Genomic DNA, 16,119 nt, shown 5'->3' with positions numbered 1-16,119 from the left:
GAAGTGAGTAAATAAAATGAGCGAAGTCGCAATTACACGTAGTAACTTTAATGAGTGGATGGTTCCCGTTTTTGCCCCGGCAAATTTCATTTTAGTGCGTGGCGAAGGTTCACGTCTGTGGGATCAAAACGATAAAGAATATATTGATTTTGCAGGTGGGATCGCGGTAAATGCTTTAGGCCATGCACATCCTGTTGCAGTAAAAGCCTTGACTGAGCAAGCGCAAAAATTGTGGCATATCGGCAATGGTTATACCAATGAACCAGTATTACGCCTCGCGAAACAATTGGTCGACAGCACTTTTGCTGATAAGGTCTTTTTCTGTAATTCTGGTGCCGAAGCCAATGAAGCCGCATTAAAACTGGCGCGTAAAGTGGGTTTACTCAGTGGCAATGCAAATAAGAACCAGATCGTAGCCTTTAAAAATGCCTTTCATGGTCGTACCTTATTTACCGTAACAGCGGGCGGTCAGCCAAAATATTCTCAAGATTTTGCACCTTTACCAGGTGGCATTGAACATACTGCTTTTAATGATCTTGAAGCTGCGAAAGCCGTAATTACTGACAACACCTGTGCGGTGATTGTAGAACCGATTCAAGGTGAAGGCGGTGTTCTTCCTGCAAATATTGAGTTCTTAAAAGGTTTACGTGCACTCTGTGATGAAAAAGGTGCGGTACTGATTTTTGATGAGGTACAAACTGGTGTTGGTCGTACAGGTTCCTTATATGCCTACATGAACACGGGTGTTACGCCTGATATTTTAACCACGGCAAAAGCATTGGGTGGTGGTTTTCCAATTGGTGCAATGATCACCACAGACCACTATGCCAACATGTATGCAGTAGGCGATCACGGGACCACCTATGGTGGTAACCCATTGGCTTGTGCGGTGGCAGGTGCGGTATTTGAATTGATCAATACGCCTGAAGTCTTAGATGGTGTAAAGCAACGTCATCAATATTTCATTGATGCCCTAAACAAAATCAATGCGGAATATGGGTTGTTCAAAGAAATCCGTGGGCAAGGTCTATTGATTGGCTGTGTGCTGAAAGATGAGCATGCAGGCAAAGCAAAAAATATCGTTACACTGGCGGGTGAAGAAGGATTACTGGCTTTGGTGGCGGGCGCCGATGTGGTTCGTTTTACTCCTTCACTGATCATTCCACAACAGGATATTGATGAAGGTCTAAACCGTTTTACCCGTGCATTAGCACGTCTCTAAGTCTGCCGTGAGCATCTGCCCATGATGATTGTTCGACATGCAGCGCATCGGGACTTAGATGATATTTATCGTTTAGCGCAACGAGCGGGGGAGTCTGGCATTGGTCTGACTTCCTTACCCCCAAATAAAGACATCTTGGCTGAACGTATTACACGTACCACTCGCACTTTGGATGGCTTAGCCGAAAAGTGTGAGGCAAGTTATCTGTTTGTATTGGAAGACACCAGCATTCACAAAATTGTGGGTGTCAGTGCAATTGAAGTCGCTGTTGGATTGAATGAGCCCTTTTACAACTTTCGTGTGGCAAAGCAGGTGCATGCATCTAAAGCTTTAAATGTATATAAGGCTTTTGACACCTTGTTTTTAAGTAATGACCATACGGGCTGTAGTGAACTGTGTACTTTGTTCCTTGACCCTGAATATCGCAAAAATCAGAACGGTAAGTTTTTATCTAAAATTCGTTTTCTGTTTATTGCAGCATTCCGTAGTTTTTTTGAAGAAAGACTGATTGCTGAAATGCGGGGCTTTTCTGATCAAAATGGGCATTCACCATTTTGGGATTCGTTAGGCAACCTATTTTTTAATATGGATTTTGCGGCTGCGGATTATTTAAGTGGAACTGGACAGAAAGTCTTTATTGCGGAACTGATGCCAAGATTTCCCGTCTACGTAGACTTGCTGAGCTTAGAGGCTCGTCGGGTGATTGCAGAAGTACATCCACATACGCTGCCAGCAGCAAAGGTGTTGATGTCAGAAGGTCTTAAATATCAAGGCTATGTCGATATTTTTGATGCAGGTCCAACCTTGGAAGCCAATACTGCCGATTTACGGGCAGTGAATGAAAGCCGTTTGCTCAAAGTTAGCATTGTTGAGCAAGTTGAAACCACAGAAACGCATTACTTGGTTGCCAATGACCAATATAGAGATTACTGCGTGTTGCTGATGATGAACAAAGTCAGCGAGAGCGATACGTTGCAAGTAACAGTTGCACAAGCTCAAGCTCTGAATGTCAATGAACAGGATGAAGTGCGCGTTTTAGCATTAGAAAAAATGGAGAACAACTAATGTCACAAGGTACATTATTGATTGATGGTGCTTGGGTCCAAGGACAAGGAGCCGCATTTCAAAAAAACAACCCCGTTAACAATCAGCAAATTTGGGCGGGACATGAAGCAAGCCAAGCTGATGTGAATCAGGCATGTGATGCAGCAAGACAGGCTTTCCCGGCATGGGCACGCTTAGCACTGGAAGATCGTATTGCGATTATTGAACGTTTTGCTGCTTTACTTGAACAGAATAAAACGCAATTGGCTGAAGTGATTAGTCAGGAAACCAGTAAACCGCTTTGGGAAACTTTGACTGAAGTACAATCGATGGTTGGTAAAGTGGCGATTTCGATTCGCGCCTATCATCAACGTACGGGTTTTAGTGAAACTGAAATGCCAGACGGGATTGCTTCTTTACGTCATCGTCCACACGGTGTACTTGCGGTATTTGGTCCTTATAACTTTCCGGGTCATTTGCCCAATGGTCATATTGTTCCTGCATTGATTGCAGGTAATACGGTGGTATTTAAGCCAAGTGAACTCACACCTTGGACGGCTGAAGAAACTGCAAAATTATGGCAACAGGCAGGTCTGCCAAAAGGTGTGCTGAATATTGTACAAGGTGGACGCAGTACTGGAGAGGCATTGGCTGCCGCTGAGCAGATTGACGGTTTACTGTTTACTGGTAGTGCCAATACGGGTTATCACTTGCATAAGCAAATGGCTGGTGCGCCTGAAAAAATTCTTGCTTTGGAAATGGGCGGTAATAATGCCCTGATTATTGATGAAGCCAGCGATATCGATGCCGTAGTGAACTTAGCAATCCAGTCTGCTTTTGTTTCTGCGGGACAACGTTGTACTTGTGCGCGCCGTATTATTGTCAAGCAAGGTGCCAATGGAGATGCCTTCATTGAGCGGTTTGTGGAAGTGGCTAAAAATCTGGTGGTGGGGGCGTGGAATGCTGAACCACAACCGTTCATGGGTGGGGTCATTTCTGCACGTGCGGCTGAACAAATGCTAGCGGCACAAAGCAAATTGATTGCTCTGGGAGCCAAACCGCTGTTAGAAATGACACGTCCACAAGCAGACAGCTCATTACTCACTGCTGGCATTTTAGATGTAACCCAAGCTAATGATATTCCAGATGATGAATACTTTGGACCACTTACTACAATTTATCGTTATCACAATTTTGATGAAGCTTTAAACATTGCCAATAACACCCGCTTTGGTTTGGCAGTAGGTTTGGTTTCATCTGACCGTGATTTGTTTGAGCGTGTACTGATTGAGGCACGTGCGGGGATTGTGAACTGGAATAAGCCATTGACAGGTGCTTCAAGTGCAGCACCTTTTGGTGGGGTTGGTGCTTCGGGTAACCACCGTGCCAGTGCCTTCTATGCCGCAGATTATAGCGCGTGGCCAATGGCATCACTGGAAAGTGAGGGCGTTAGCTTACCTTCAAAATTATCACCGGGCATTGTGCTGTAAGTCAGCGGGTATCGGGACACAGGGAGAAGAATATGTCAGGTTATGAAATCAATTTTGATGGTTTGGTTGGGCCGACGCATCATTATGCAGGCTTATCATTCGGTAATGTTGCATCGACTAAAAACCGTAATAATGCATCAAATCCGAAATTAGCCGCAAAACAAGGCTTGAAAAAAATGAAGGCGCTTGCGGATTTAGGTCTCAAGCAAGGGGTATTTGCACCACAAGAACGCCCACATGTGCCAACGCTGCGCCGTTTGGGCTTTACCGGCAGTGATATTGATGTCATTACTCAAGCCATGCGTACTGCGCCAGCCTTATTATCATCACTGAGTTCAGCATCATCGATGTGGACGGCTAACTCGTGTACGGTGTCTCCATCGGCAGATAGTGCTGACGGGCGTATGCATTTTACTGCGGCAAACTTAAATAATAAGTTTCATCGATCAATTGAGCATCATACGACTACCCGTATTCTTCAAGCCATGTTCAATAATGATGTATATTTTGCACATCATGAAGCCCTGCCAGAAGCTGCCTTGTTTGGAGATGAAGGTGCAGCCAATCATAACCGTCTTGGCGGTGCATATGATCAGGCAGGTATACAGGTTTTTGTCTATGGACAACAGCAACTGGGTGGGACGGTTGCACCGCAGAAATTTCCTGCGCGTCAAACCCGTGAGGCAAGTGAAGCGATTGCACGTTTACATCGTTTAGATGCGAAACGCACAGTATTCATTCAGCAAAATCCAGATGTGATTGATCAAGGTGTATTTCATAATGATGTGATCGCCGTGAGTAATCAGCAGGTGTTATTCCATCATCAACACGCTTTTTTAAATCAAGCGCTGGCCTTGGATGACATCCGTAGAAAAATGGCGGGGATCGAGCAAGAGTTTATTTCGATTGAAGTACCAGACAATCGTGTGACGGTAGAAGATGCAGTTTCAACGTATCTATTTAATAGCCAGATTTTAACGCGTGCTGATGGTGGCATGAGCATTGTGGTACCAGAAGAATCACGTCAAAACCAAGCCGTATGGAGCTATTTGACTGACATGATTCAAATGGGAACGCCAATTGATGACATTAAGGTGTTTGATTTGCGTGAAAGTATGCGTAATGGCGGTGGACCAGCATGTTTGAGATTGCGGGTTGCTGTGAATGAAGCTGAACTGAATGCAGTAAATCCGAACTTGTTTATGAATGATGCTTTGTTCAAAACCTTAAATCAGTGGGTGGATCAGCATTATCGTGATGAATTAACGCAGGATGATCTGGCTGATCCATGTTTATTGATTGAGAGCCGTACGGCACTGGATGAGCTCACAAAAATTTTGGCACTAGGTTCGGTTTATCACTTCCAGAGATAAAACCTTCAATAACAGCTTTTAAGGATGAAAGTACATGGTTGATCTATTGGCGTTGACACTCGCGCAGAAAATGCCTGTGCAGATGCAAGGTGAAATAGCAGGATTTACATGGCAGTGGCTAGGTGAAGGGCTATTGCAATGTACACCCAAGACTGGCTATGGAAAAACCATCGTACTTTCGGCAGGCATTCATGGCAATGAAACTGCACCCATCGAGCTATTGGATCAGATCATTCATGACTTATTTGCTGAGCGTTTAGCACTTGCAGTACAGGTACTTTTCGTTTTGGGTAATCCTGAGGCGATCCGTCATGGGGTACGTTATTTAGAGAATGATATGAACCGCATGTTCTGTGGTGCATATCAGCATTTAATTCAGGATCAGGAAACTGAACGAGCAGCACATTTAGAGCAAGTCACAGCACAGTTTTTTCAGCAGAGCAGTCCAGCGAGTCAGCGCTATCATTATGATTTGCATACCGCGATTCGTACATCGTTATTGCCAGTATTTGCCTTATTTCCTTACCAAACACATCCTTATGATGATTTTTTGATTCAAAGTCTGAATGCCGCTGATTTGGATGCATTGGTCTATCACAATGCGGCGGGTAAAACTTTTACTCATTTTACTGCTGAACGTTTTCAGGCTGCGAGTAGTACTTTGGAATTAGGTAAAGCGAAACCCTTTGGTGCCAATGATCTATCTGAATTTTCCAGTACTGATCAGATGTTGCGTGCTGTGTTGTCAGATCAAGCATTACCTGTTCGGCAAAAAGACGCGATTCACCAATTTAAAGTCGTGGATTCAATTTTAAAGCAAAGTGACGATTTTCAGTTGCAACTCGGTGCCGATGCACCAAACTTCTCGTCTTTTCAGAAAGATCAGGTAATTGCAACTCAACAGGCAGGTGATTATGTGGTACACGATCAGCAAGTCTGGATCTTATTTCCTAATCCGAAGGTAAAGGTAGGGCTTCGGGCAGGCTTAATTTTAACAGAAATGGTATAAATCTCGGCAGGGTCACTGCGTAGATGTCAACAGGAAATCGACATAAATGGAGTTTGAATATGGATGTTCAGTAAAACAAAACGCGTCAAATAAGATCGTTTAGATATTCATTTTTTTTATGAAAGTGAAATAGCAAGGATAGGTTGTCATATATACACTTGGAGTGACCGTGTATGAGTAACAATAATGAAAAGACATTTTTATCAGGAGAAATCCTGAGTGGGTCATATGTACCGCAGCAAGAGGTAACCAGCGCATCGGGCATTTCTAGTGCCGAGATCGAGGCTGGAAAACCCTTAAAACGTGCCATGACCAAACGTCATTTGGTCATGATTTCATTGGGTGGAGCAATCGGAACCGGATTGTTTCTAGGTTCTGGTGATGTCATTTCTCAGGCGGGTCCCGTTGGTGCAATTATTTCCTATTTTCTGGGTGGCGTAATCGCCTATATGGTCATGTTATGTTTGGGTGAGTTGGCCGTACATATGCCTGTTTCTGGTTCATTTGGTGAGTATGCCAGAACATATATTGGACCAGGCACAGGCTATATGATTACTTGGTTGTATTGGTTGACTTGGACCGCAACTTTAGGGACTGAATTTACCGCTGCGGCATTGCTGATGCAGGAGTGGTTTCCTTCCGTTTCGATGTGGACATGGACTTTGCTGTTTGCTGGGTTGGTCTTTAGTTTGAATGTCAGTTCTACTCGATTATTTGCTGAGTCTGAATTCTGGTTATCCTTGGTTAAAGTGCTGACCATTATCTGTTTTATTGGTTTAGGCTTAGCTGCGATCTTTGGCTTTATTTCTTATCATGGGCATGAGTCTGCACCATTATTTAGTAAGCTCACTGAACACGGCTGGTTTCCCCATGGTATTTTTCCAATTTTTGCAACAATGTTGATTGTAAATTTTGCCTTTTCGGGAACTGAATTGATTGGGGTTGCAGCAGGTGAGGCAGAAGAGCCAGCAAAAACGGTACCCAAGGCAATCAATGCTGCAATTTGGCGCTTATTGATTTTCTTTGTCGGTACCATTGTGGTGATCTGCGCACTCCTTCCTTTTGAAATGGCGGGCCTTAATTCAAATAGCGTGAGTAATAGTCCATTCGTTACGGTATTTAATTATATTGGCATCGCATATGCAGAAGATATCATCCGTTTTGTTATTATTACCGCACTTTTATCCGCAGCGAACTCGGGTTTATTTGCTGCATCACGTATGATGTGGTCACTCTCGGCAAAGAATCAGTTACCGAAAGTTTTCTCCAAATTAACCCGCTCCGGAACACCAATTGTTGCGATTATTGTGACCATGTTTGGGGCAATTCCAGGTCTGTTATCGGAACATTTTGCACCTGAAACAATTTTCAAGAATTTATTGGGGGTTGCTGCCTTTACGATGGTAGTGGTGTGGATTTCGATTTGTGTATGCCAGTTTAATTTTCGCAGACAATGGATTAAATCAGGCAAAACGGTGAAAGATCTTAAGTTTGCTGCGCCATTATTTCCATTAACACCGATTTTAGGTGGCCTATTTTGTGTGATTACCTGTATTAGTATGGTCACAGACCCATCGATGCAGGTTGGCTTTATCTGTTGTATTTTGTTCATTATCGCGTGCTATGCAAGCTACTATATGTTTTATAAAGAAAAAATTAGTTAAATCATAATATTATTTAAAAAGACTAGACGAGTAAGATTGCGGTAGTTGTGCAATTTTATTCGTTTTTTTATTGTACGTAGGGATGCACAATACCGTATTCATCAGTAAACTTGTGTGATTAGATGACTGAATTGATTTAGATAATTTGTTTATATATTGTGTAAGAATGACCATGATGCGTTGTGATTACAAAAATAAGCGGTATAACAGAACTTAAGTCGGTTTTTTTAATCATAGCGAGTCTTTGAAATGGGCATGACTGCATGGCGAATAAAAATAATCAGCCTTTAGCAATAGGCCAAAAAGTCATCTTAAGTGAATTAGCAGCTTGTGAAGAATGCGATGCAATTTACCGTAAGATTGATCTTTTACCCAATGAGCGAGCTTACTGCACCTGTTGTGGGGCAGAGTTGTATCGAAGAAGCCGTTCATTTTCGTCTTTGCTGGCCTTGGTATTAACTGCATTGATTGTTTTTGTGATTGCGAATAGCTTTCCCATTGTGATTGTTGAGTTGCAAGGCAATACCTCACAAACCACCTTAATGGGTGCAGCATGGACCATGTTTCATATTGATCGTGCCTTGGTCGGTGTGCTGATTCTAATTACCACCTTTATTGTGCCTTTGATTGAATTGTTATTACTCAGCTATGTTCTTGCTTGTATTAGTTTCTGGAAACGTAGACCTGCATATTTAATTCCTGCACTGCGTATATTATTCCTGTTTCGGACATGGGGAATGGTGGAAGTGTTTTTAATCGGTGTACTGGTAACATTGGTTAAACTGGTAGGAATGGTGACAGTTATTCCAGGCATTGCACTCTGGGCCTTTACCTTGCTCAGCGTACTTTTGGTCTATATTGCCTCACTTAAGATTAAAGATCTCTGGAATGAAGTGGATAGGAGTTTGGGATGAAGCAGGACCAAGATCAGAACTCCGAAACATTTTCAATTGTAGAACAGCTTTCAGATGTTGATTTGCAGGTTAAAAACTATATTCGGGCAAAAGATATCGGGCTAGTTCAATGCCATTGTTGTGGATTACTTAACCAAGTTGATGCTCATGCTAATCAACATGGGCATGCACACTGCACCCGATGTAAAAGTGTGTTGCATTCACGCAAGCCAGAAAGTTTAAACCGTACCTTTGCCTTGGTGGTTGCTGCTGCGATTTTATATATTCCTGCCAATGTTCTTCCGATGACCGTTACCGATTCTTTATTGGGCCGTCAGCAAGATACTATTATCAGTGGCGTGATTTATTTTTGGCAAAATAGTGATTATTTGGTCGCTGCGGTGATTTTTATGGCCAGTATCTTTATTCCGATTTTAAAATTACTGATTCTGATTTTTTTATTGGTTTCGGTATATATGCAATCCTCCTCCAAATGGCATTTTACCCCTGAACAATGTGCACTGATGTACCGTATTGTTGAGTTTATTGGACGGTGGTCTATGATCGATGTTTTTGTGGTTGCATTGCTGACTGCATTGATTCAAATTCAGTCACTGGCCACTATTTTGGCAGGACCCGGTGCAGTCGCCTTTGGTGCCGTTGTAGTATTAACCATGCTTGCTTCTCTCAGTTTCGACCCCAGAATTATTTGGGACAATTATTTCAAGGCGCAGCAGATGGACAGCCAGATACCCAAGCAGTTAAAAGCAAGCGTTGTTCATCCATTGAAAAGTTAAGATGAATTGTCCTATTTTTGACCAATAAAAGAATGATCACTATGTCAGAAAATACACACAATAGCCAAAATACTGAAGAGAACTCAATCGAGTTAACTCAGAACGATGCAGTATTTGCCGAGCCAGAAAAAAAGAAAGGGCGTTGGCGACCTGCATTGATTTGGCTGGTTCCCTTTGTTGCGCTTTTAATTGGGATTTCACTGGCGGCCAAAGCTGTCCTCGATACAGGTCCAACCATTGAAGTGTCTTTCCGTACCGCAGAGGGCCTAGTTGCGGGTAAAACCACTGTGCGTTATAAACAGGTCGATATTGGTTTGGTTCGCCAGATTGATCTTTCAGATGATCGTTCACATGTTATTGCCAAAATTGAACTACGCAAAGATGCCAGTAATTTTGCAGCCAAAGATTCACGCTTCTGGGTGGTGAGACCCAGAGTAGGAACTGGTGGGATTTCGGGTATCGATACTTTATTGTCTGGGGCCTATATTGAAGTCGATGGTGGAAAAGCAGAGCAAAAACAAGAGAATTTTACAGGGCTGGAAGTACCACCTGTGGTGTCTTCGGATATCCCTGGTAAAGTTTTTTTCCTCAAAGCACAAGATTTAGGTTCATTGGATATTGGTGCACCGATTTATTATCGTCGAATTAATGTCGGGCAGATTACGGCCTATAAATTAGCGGCAGATGGTAAAAGTGTGGAATTGCAAACTTTTATTCAATCGCCCTACGATAAATTTGTGACAACGGATGCCCGTTTCTGGCAGGCCAGCGGTGTCGATGTGACTTTAAATGCATCTGGATTTAATTTAGATACCCAATCGCTTGCCAGTATTGTGGCTGGTGGGATTGCATTTGGTTATCCAGAAAATTCGGCAGGAGCTATAGCACCTGACAACAGCTATTTTACTTTGTCTGATTCCCGCAAAGAGGCAATGAAAGAACCAGATGGTAAACCACGTCCAATTATTATGTACTTTGATCATTCGCTACGCGGCTTAACGGCTGGCGCACCGATTGACTTTATGGGGATTGAGATTGGTAATGTCAAATCAATCAATGTTGAGTTTGATCAGTCTTATACGCATTTAAGAATGCGCGTGGATGCAGTGATTTATCCATCGCGTTTGGCCCACGGTAAAGAGCTGGATCCAGATGGTGAAATTTTTAAATACTTCATTGAAAAAGGCTGGCGCGCGCAGATGCGGACGGGTAATTTATTAACAGGCCAGAACTATATTGCTTTTGATAAGTTTCCAAAAGCTAAAGCTGCATCTTTAATTATGCATGCAGATGGACGTGCCGAAGTGCCAACTACTGCAACAGAGTTGAGCGGTTTACAGGCGCAAGTTTCACAAATTGCCGATAAAGTCAGTAAGTTCCCACTCGAAGAGATTGGGCAGGATGTTCGTAAGACACTTAAGAATATGAATACCACCATTGAGTCAACCGACAAGTTGGTGAAACAGTTGGATGGCAAAGTTGCACCGGGCTTGCAAGCGACACTGAATGATGTGCGTAAAACCATGCAATCTAGTGAGTCGATTTTATCTAGTGACGCGCCGATGCAACAGGATGTGCGTAAAGCTTTACAACAAATGACCAGAGCAGCCGCATCCTTGCAATTAATGGCGGATTATATTGAACAGCATCCTGAATCATTGATTCGTGGTAAAAAAACAGAGGCAGACAAGAAATGATCAACAGCACAGTCAAACCACTATTGATGGTTTCATCGAAAATCAGTCTCTTGTCCATGGCTTTATTGTTGGCTGCATGTTCAAGTACGCCTACGCCAAATTATTATACCTTGGCAAGCAAAGTCTCACCTTTGGCAAATTCGAAGGTGCGTGTGATCGAGGTTCTGCCTGTTGGTTTGCCTGATCGTATCAATCGTGCGCCGATCGTAGTGCAGGATGCTGCGGGTAAATCACGAATTTTAGAGAACGAGCGCTGGACCTCAACGTTGGGTGCGGAGTTAAGAGACAATTTGTCAGCCGGTTTGCAGCAAAAGCTTGGCGCGGTCGATCGTTATAATAGCGGTATGGCAGGCGGTAAAGTGTCTTATCGGGTTGCGACTGATTTTTCCCATTTTGATGTTGTCACTGCTGATGCTACCAAGAAAAATGTAGAGGTCGCTGTGGCTTGGATTATTAAACGTAATGATCCCAATATCACTTTGGATCAAAATTCAAATCAAAATCAGCAGTTGGCGTGTCGGATGAGCTTTAGTCAACCGATACAGGATCATAATGATTCAATGCAGAATATTGTGAGTGCAGTTAGTGGATCATTGAGCAGAGTTGTTGACGCCATTGCACTGTCAATTATGGCCTCGGATTCGAAAACTCAAACCAACATCAATGGGGTGATTTGTTCATAATCTAGATGAAATATGGTGGAAATGGAGCATAGATGTTCACTTAACGTTTTAATCTTTATATCCATCTAGTGCTTTAATATTGTTTTAAGTTGTTCTCTTTAAGTTACAGCTCATACGAATAGTCTATTCGCTTTTAGCTAAATCAGAGCATTAAAGAGAGTATAACAATGAATCAATGTGTGATGAGCGCAAAAAATATTATTCGTGGTAAGCACCACCCAGAGTTTTTGCAGGAAGAAGTTTTAACCGATATTTTTGTCCAGACTGCGCAACGCCTCCCTCAAAAGACTGCCCTGATCGAAGCAGAGCAACAGATCAGTTATGCCGAGTTATATCAGCAAGCACTGGTCATGGCACAGCACTTAACCTTGAAGGGGGTTAAAGCGGGAGATATTGTTGGCTTGTGGTTACCGCGAGGAATTGAATTATTAAAATCCCAATTGGCGATCTGCCTTAGTGGCGCTGCATGGTTGCCTTTTGATATGGATACCCCGGCAGACCGGATTGCAGTGTGTCTTGACGATGCTGCGGCAGTCGGCATGATCACCACCGATGAGTGGTATGAACATTTGGCTGAAGTCCCACAAAGCAAGTGGACCAATACCGAATTACAACGCCCACTCGATCAGGCGGTTGAACTCGCCAGAACCACACCTGAGCAACCCGCCTATATTATTTATACCTCAGGTTCGACAGGTAAACCGAAAGGGATTGTCATTACCCAGAAGAATATTTGCCATTTCCTGCGTAGTGAAAACAGTATCCTGGGCATTCAGGAGCAAGACAAGGTCTATCAAGGCTTCTCAGTGGCTTTTGACATGTCTTTTGAGGAAATCTGGCTGTCTTATCTGGTCGGTGCAACATTGTGGATAGCACCTAAATCACTGGTCAGTGATCCAGAACGCCTGTGTAAAACCTTGCAACAGCAACAGATCACGGTTCTACATGCGGTGCCAACATTATTGGCTTTATTCCCGGAAGATGTACCGAATCTGCGCATCATCAATCTGGGTGGAGAAATGTGCCCGGATTCACTGGTCGATCGCTGGGCCTTAGCTCACCACCAAATGTTTAACACCTATGGGCCAACTGAAACCACGGTCTCTGCCAGTCTGGAACTGTTGCAGCGTGGCAAACCAGTGACCATTGGCAAGCCTTTACCCAACTATGGCATGCTGGTCATCAATGCGGAGCGCGAATTGTTGCCGCAAGGAGAAACAGGGGAACTATGTATCTTTGGACCAAGTGTGGCCCCTGGCTATCTCGGACGTCCTGATCTGACCGCAGATAAATTTATTCAGAATCCATGGGCCAGTAACCCTGATGAAGAAAACCTGTATCGCACTGGGGATCTGGCCAAAATCGATGAATTTGGTCAGGTACATTGCTTAGGCCGTGCCGACGATCAGGTTAAAATCCGCGGCTTCCGGGTTGAACTCGGTGAGATTGAAGCTGCGTTATGTGATCTGGATGGCATTGGCACCGCAGCCGTAATTCTACGTGCTGAAGACGGTATTGATCAGTTGATTGCCTTCATTGCTCCTGAAATTGATGCCCAACAGGCCATTGAAATTAAACAGCTGCGTCATCACCTCAGTCAGCGCTTGCCACCTTATATGGTGCCGAACCGCTTTGAAGTGATTGAAGAAGTACCACGCTTATTGTCAGGAAAAATTGACCGTAAGGCACTGAAAGCACGTCCATTAACCAGTGTGGTCGATCGGAGCGAATCAGATCAGCCGCAGAATCAGGCCGAAGAAATCTTATTTGGCATACTCAATCGTTTATTTCCAAATATCCCGATTAAATTAGATGCAGACTTCTTTGACGATCTCGGTGGACATTCACTGCTGGCTGCTGTACTGATTTCCAACCTACGCGAGCACCCTGAATACAGTCACCTAACCATTCAAAGCCTGTATCAGGCTCGCAGAGTGGGTGCCATTGCCGCACTGATGCTGGAACAACCTGAAGCATCATTATTCGATAGCCAGCTTGGGCAGGATAATCCACGGAATACCCGCTATAAATGGCTGTGTGGTCTGGCACAATTGGTGACGATTCCAGTGCTGATTTCGATCAACATCTTACAATGGCTGGCTCCGTTCTTTACCTACCATTATTTTACCGGCGGTACCCGAGACACCATTCCATCGGCGATTCTATTGTCATTACTGGTCTATATAACGGTGATTCTTGCCAGCTTTGCGCTGTCGATTACCGTAAAACGGGTGTTATTACTCGGGATACCAGCAGGGCGTTACCCACTCTGGGGAATGACCTATTTCCGTTGGTGGCTGGCGGACCGAATCAGCAGCATTTCACCTGTATATCTCTTATCGGGTTCCACCTTGCTGAATCTCTACCTCAAGGCACTGGGCGCAAAGATTGGCCATGATGTCAACATCAGTTCCGTACATATCCGGATGCCATCTTTATTGACCATTGAAGATGGGGTCAGTATTGGTTCCAATGTCAATCTAGAGAATGCCAAAGTTGAACATGGTCATCTGGTATTGGGCTCAATCCAGCTCAAACAAGACAGTTATGTTGGTTCCTATGCCGTTCTGGAAGAAAATACCGTATTAGAACCCCGTGCTCATGTAAATGCCTTAACTGCGATTGAATATGACACCACAGTGCCAGCAGGGGAAATCTGGGACGGTACACCTGCGAAGAAAATTGGCCATGTTGACAGCCTGGAGCCATTGGCTGCACGCCCAAAACTGTCGTTTATCCGCAAAATCTCAGAATATGCCTACTATGCAATCAGTGCCTTATTCATTGCCTGTATCTTTTTTATCCCGATCTTTCCAAGCTTCCTGTTGGTGGACTGGTTAGATGTCAATATTTTTAATATTGATTCGAACAACCACTTACAGATTGCATTGTACTATTTCATTCTGGCGATTCCAGCCAGTGCGATGATGATGGTAATTACCGCACTGATCTCTTCGGTCTTACGCAAAGTGGCTTTGCCGCGTTTAGAGACTGGCAGCTATGCCATTCATGGTGGTACTTATTACCGTAAATGGTTTGCATCACAGATTCTGGAAACCAGTTTACAAACCCTGCATGGTTTATTCGCCACCATTTACGCACCGACCTGGTTCCGTTTGTTGGGTGCCAAAGTCGGTAAGAACACTGAAATCTCAACAGCAAATGGAGTAATTCCTGAAATGCTGACCTTGGGAGAGGAAAGCTTTATTGCCGATGCCGTGATGTTGGGGATGAGGAAATCAAGGGTGGCTGGATGACCTTAAAATCGACCCAGATTGGTAACCGCAGCTTTGTGGGGAATAGTGCCTATATCGCGGATGGGACGGTATTACCGGACAATGTGTTGATTGGGGTGCAATCCAAAACACCAGATAACCGAGAAATGTATTCAGGTCAAACCTGGTTTGGTTCTCCACCTTTACTGCTGCCTGCACGTGAAGCCGCAGAACAATATCCAGATCACCTGACCTTTCAGCCGAGTTTCAAACGACGTCTGATGCGTGGTTTGATTGAAGGTCTACGGATCGTATTACCGGCAGCGCTGGCGATTGGTGTGGGTTATATGATCGTATTGGAAATTATCGATGTGATTAATAACTACAATATCGCGACAGGGCTATTGGCCTTGACTTTGGCGGGGTTACTCTATGGAGTGGGCTGCTTTGTGATCGTGGCGTTATTGAAGTGGATTCTAATTGGACGTTACCAACCACGTTCAGCACCGATGTGGACCATGTTTGTCTGGTTAAGTGAAGGGGTGACCAGTTTATATGAAGCGGTTGCCATCCCGAACTTCCTGAACTATCTCAGAGGCACACCAATGTTACCGTTCTTCCTGCGCCTGTTAGGGGTACGTATAGGTAAGGATGTGTATATGGATAGTGCAGATATCACTGAGTTTGACTGTGTTGAGATTGGAGATCGAGCGGAGTTTAACAGTTTCTCTGGTCCACAGACGCACTTATTTGAAGACCGAATCATGAAAATTGGTCAGGTGAAAGTGGGCAATGATGTGGTGGTGAATGCGCGCAGTATTATTTTATATAATGCCAATGTGAGTCATCATGCGGTATTGGGTCCACTGACCCTGGTGATGAAGGGTGAGAACATTCCAGCTAAATCGGCTTGGATTGGTTCACCTGCTGTGCCTTGGAGACATCAATAAGTTTATAACTAGCCAAACATATGAAAGGGGTAAGCAGCGCAAGTGCTTATCCCTTTTTCTTAGATGTTTTAAAGAACGTGGT

General features: G+C 43.9%; 10 protein-coding genes and 1 pseudogene. All 11 read left to right on the top strand.

Annotated elements, in window-relative coordinates:
• Nucleotides 1-16: 16 nt before the first annotated feature.
• The 11 genes and pseudogenes from NQU59_RS16680 to posA all read left to right on the top strand — a co-directional run bounded on the left by NQU59_RS16680 (nucleotide 17) and on the right by posA (nucleotide 16,037).
• A complete protein-coding gene (locus NQU59_RS16680; protein WP_043972994.1) occupies nucleotides 17-1,222 on the top strand; it encodes an aspartate aminotransferase family protein in 1,206 nt (401 codons plus the stop codon).
• A gap of 21 nt (nucleotides 1,223-1,243) precedes the next feature.
• Nucleotides 1,244-2,287: an arginine N-succinyltransferase gene (gene astA / locus NQU59_RS16675; RefSeq protein WP_257064134.1), complete on the top strand. Its 1,044-nt coding sequence runs from the start codon at nucleotides 1,244-1,246 to the stop codon at nucleotides 2,285-2,287.
• Complete coding sequence (gene astD, locus NQU59_RS16670) at nucleotides 2,287-3,756, top strand: succinylglutamate-semialdehyde dehydrogenase (protein WP_257064133.1); 1,470 nt, start codon at nucleotides 2,287-2,289, stop codon at nucleotides 3,754-3,756. Before astA ends, astD begins: the two co-directional genes overlap by 1 nt.
• Before the next feature lie 32 nt (nucleotides 3,757-3,788).
• Nucleotides 3,789-5,129 (top strand): N-succinylarginine dihydrolase, encoded by a 1,341-nt coding sequence (astB, locus tag NQU59_RS16665; protein WP_257064132.1) that lies wholly within the window; start codon nucleotides 3,789-3,791, stop codon nucleotides 5,127-5,129.
• A gap of 34 nt (nucleotides 5,130-5,163) precedes the next feature.
• Nucleotides 5,164-6,138, top strand: a complete 975-nt coding sequence (gene astE, locus NQU59_RS16660) for a succinylglutamate desuccinylase (RefSeq protein WP_257064130.1) — start codon at nucleotides 5,164-5,166, stop codon at nucleotides 6,136-6,138.
• 173 nt (nucleotides 6,139-6,311) lie between these two features.
• Nucleotides 6,312-7,802: an amino acid permease gene (locus NQU59_RS16655; protein WP_257064129.1), complete on the top strand. Its 1,491-nt coding sequence runs from the start codon at nucleotides 6,312-6,314 to the stop codon at nucleotides 7,800-7,802.
• A 263-nt stretch (nucleotides 7,803-8,065) separates the two neighbouring features.
• Nucleotides 8,066-8,716, top strand: coding sequence for a paraquat-inducible protein A (locus NQU59_RS16650; protein WP_005238887.1), 651 nt, complete (start codon nucleotides 8,066-8,068; stop codon nucleotides 8,714-8,716).
• Nucleotides 8,713-9,492, top strand: coding sequence for a paraquat-inducible protein A (locus tag NQU59_RS16645; protein ID WP_043973003.1), 780 nt, complete (start codon nucleotides 8,713-8,715; stop codon nucleotides 9,490-9,492). Before NQU59_RS16650 ends, NQU59_RS16645 begins: the two co-directional genes overlap by 4 nt.
• Before the next feature lie 41 nt (nucleotides 9,493-9,533).
• Entirely contained in the window at nucleotides 9,534-11,189 is a 1,656-nt protein-coding gene (locus NQU59_RS16640) for a PqiB family protein (protein WP_005238885.1), read from the top strand.
• On the top strand, nucleotides 11,186-11,872 hold the full coding sequence (locus tag NQU59_RS16635; protein ID WP_257064128.1) for a PqiC family protein: 687 nt from the start codon (nucleotides 11,186-11,188) through the stop codon (nucleotides 11,870-11,872). The genes NQU59_RS16640 and NQU59_RS16635 overlap by 4 nt, the downstream gene beginning before the upstream one ends.
• Before the next feature lie 167 nt (nucleotides 11,873-12,039).
• A pseudogene (gene posA / locus NQU59_RS16630) lies at nucleotides 12,040-16,037 on the top strand (delta-poly-L-ornithine synthetase PosA).
• Nucleotides 16,038-16,119: the final 82 nt, after the last annotated feature.

The sequence above is a fragment of the Acinetobacter colistiniresistens genome (assembly GCF_024582815.1).
Lineage (GTDB): Bacteria > Pseudomonadota > Gammaproteobacteria > Pseudomonadales > Moraxellaceae > Acinetobacter.
Note: the sequence above shows the minus strand (reverse complement) of the source record. Positions and strands in the feature narration are given on the sequence as shown.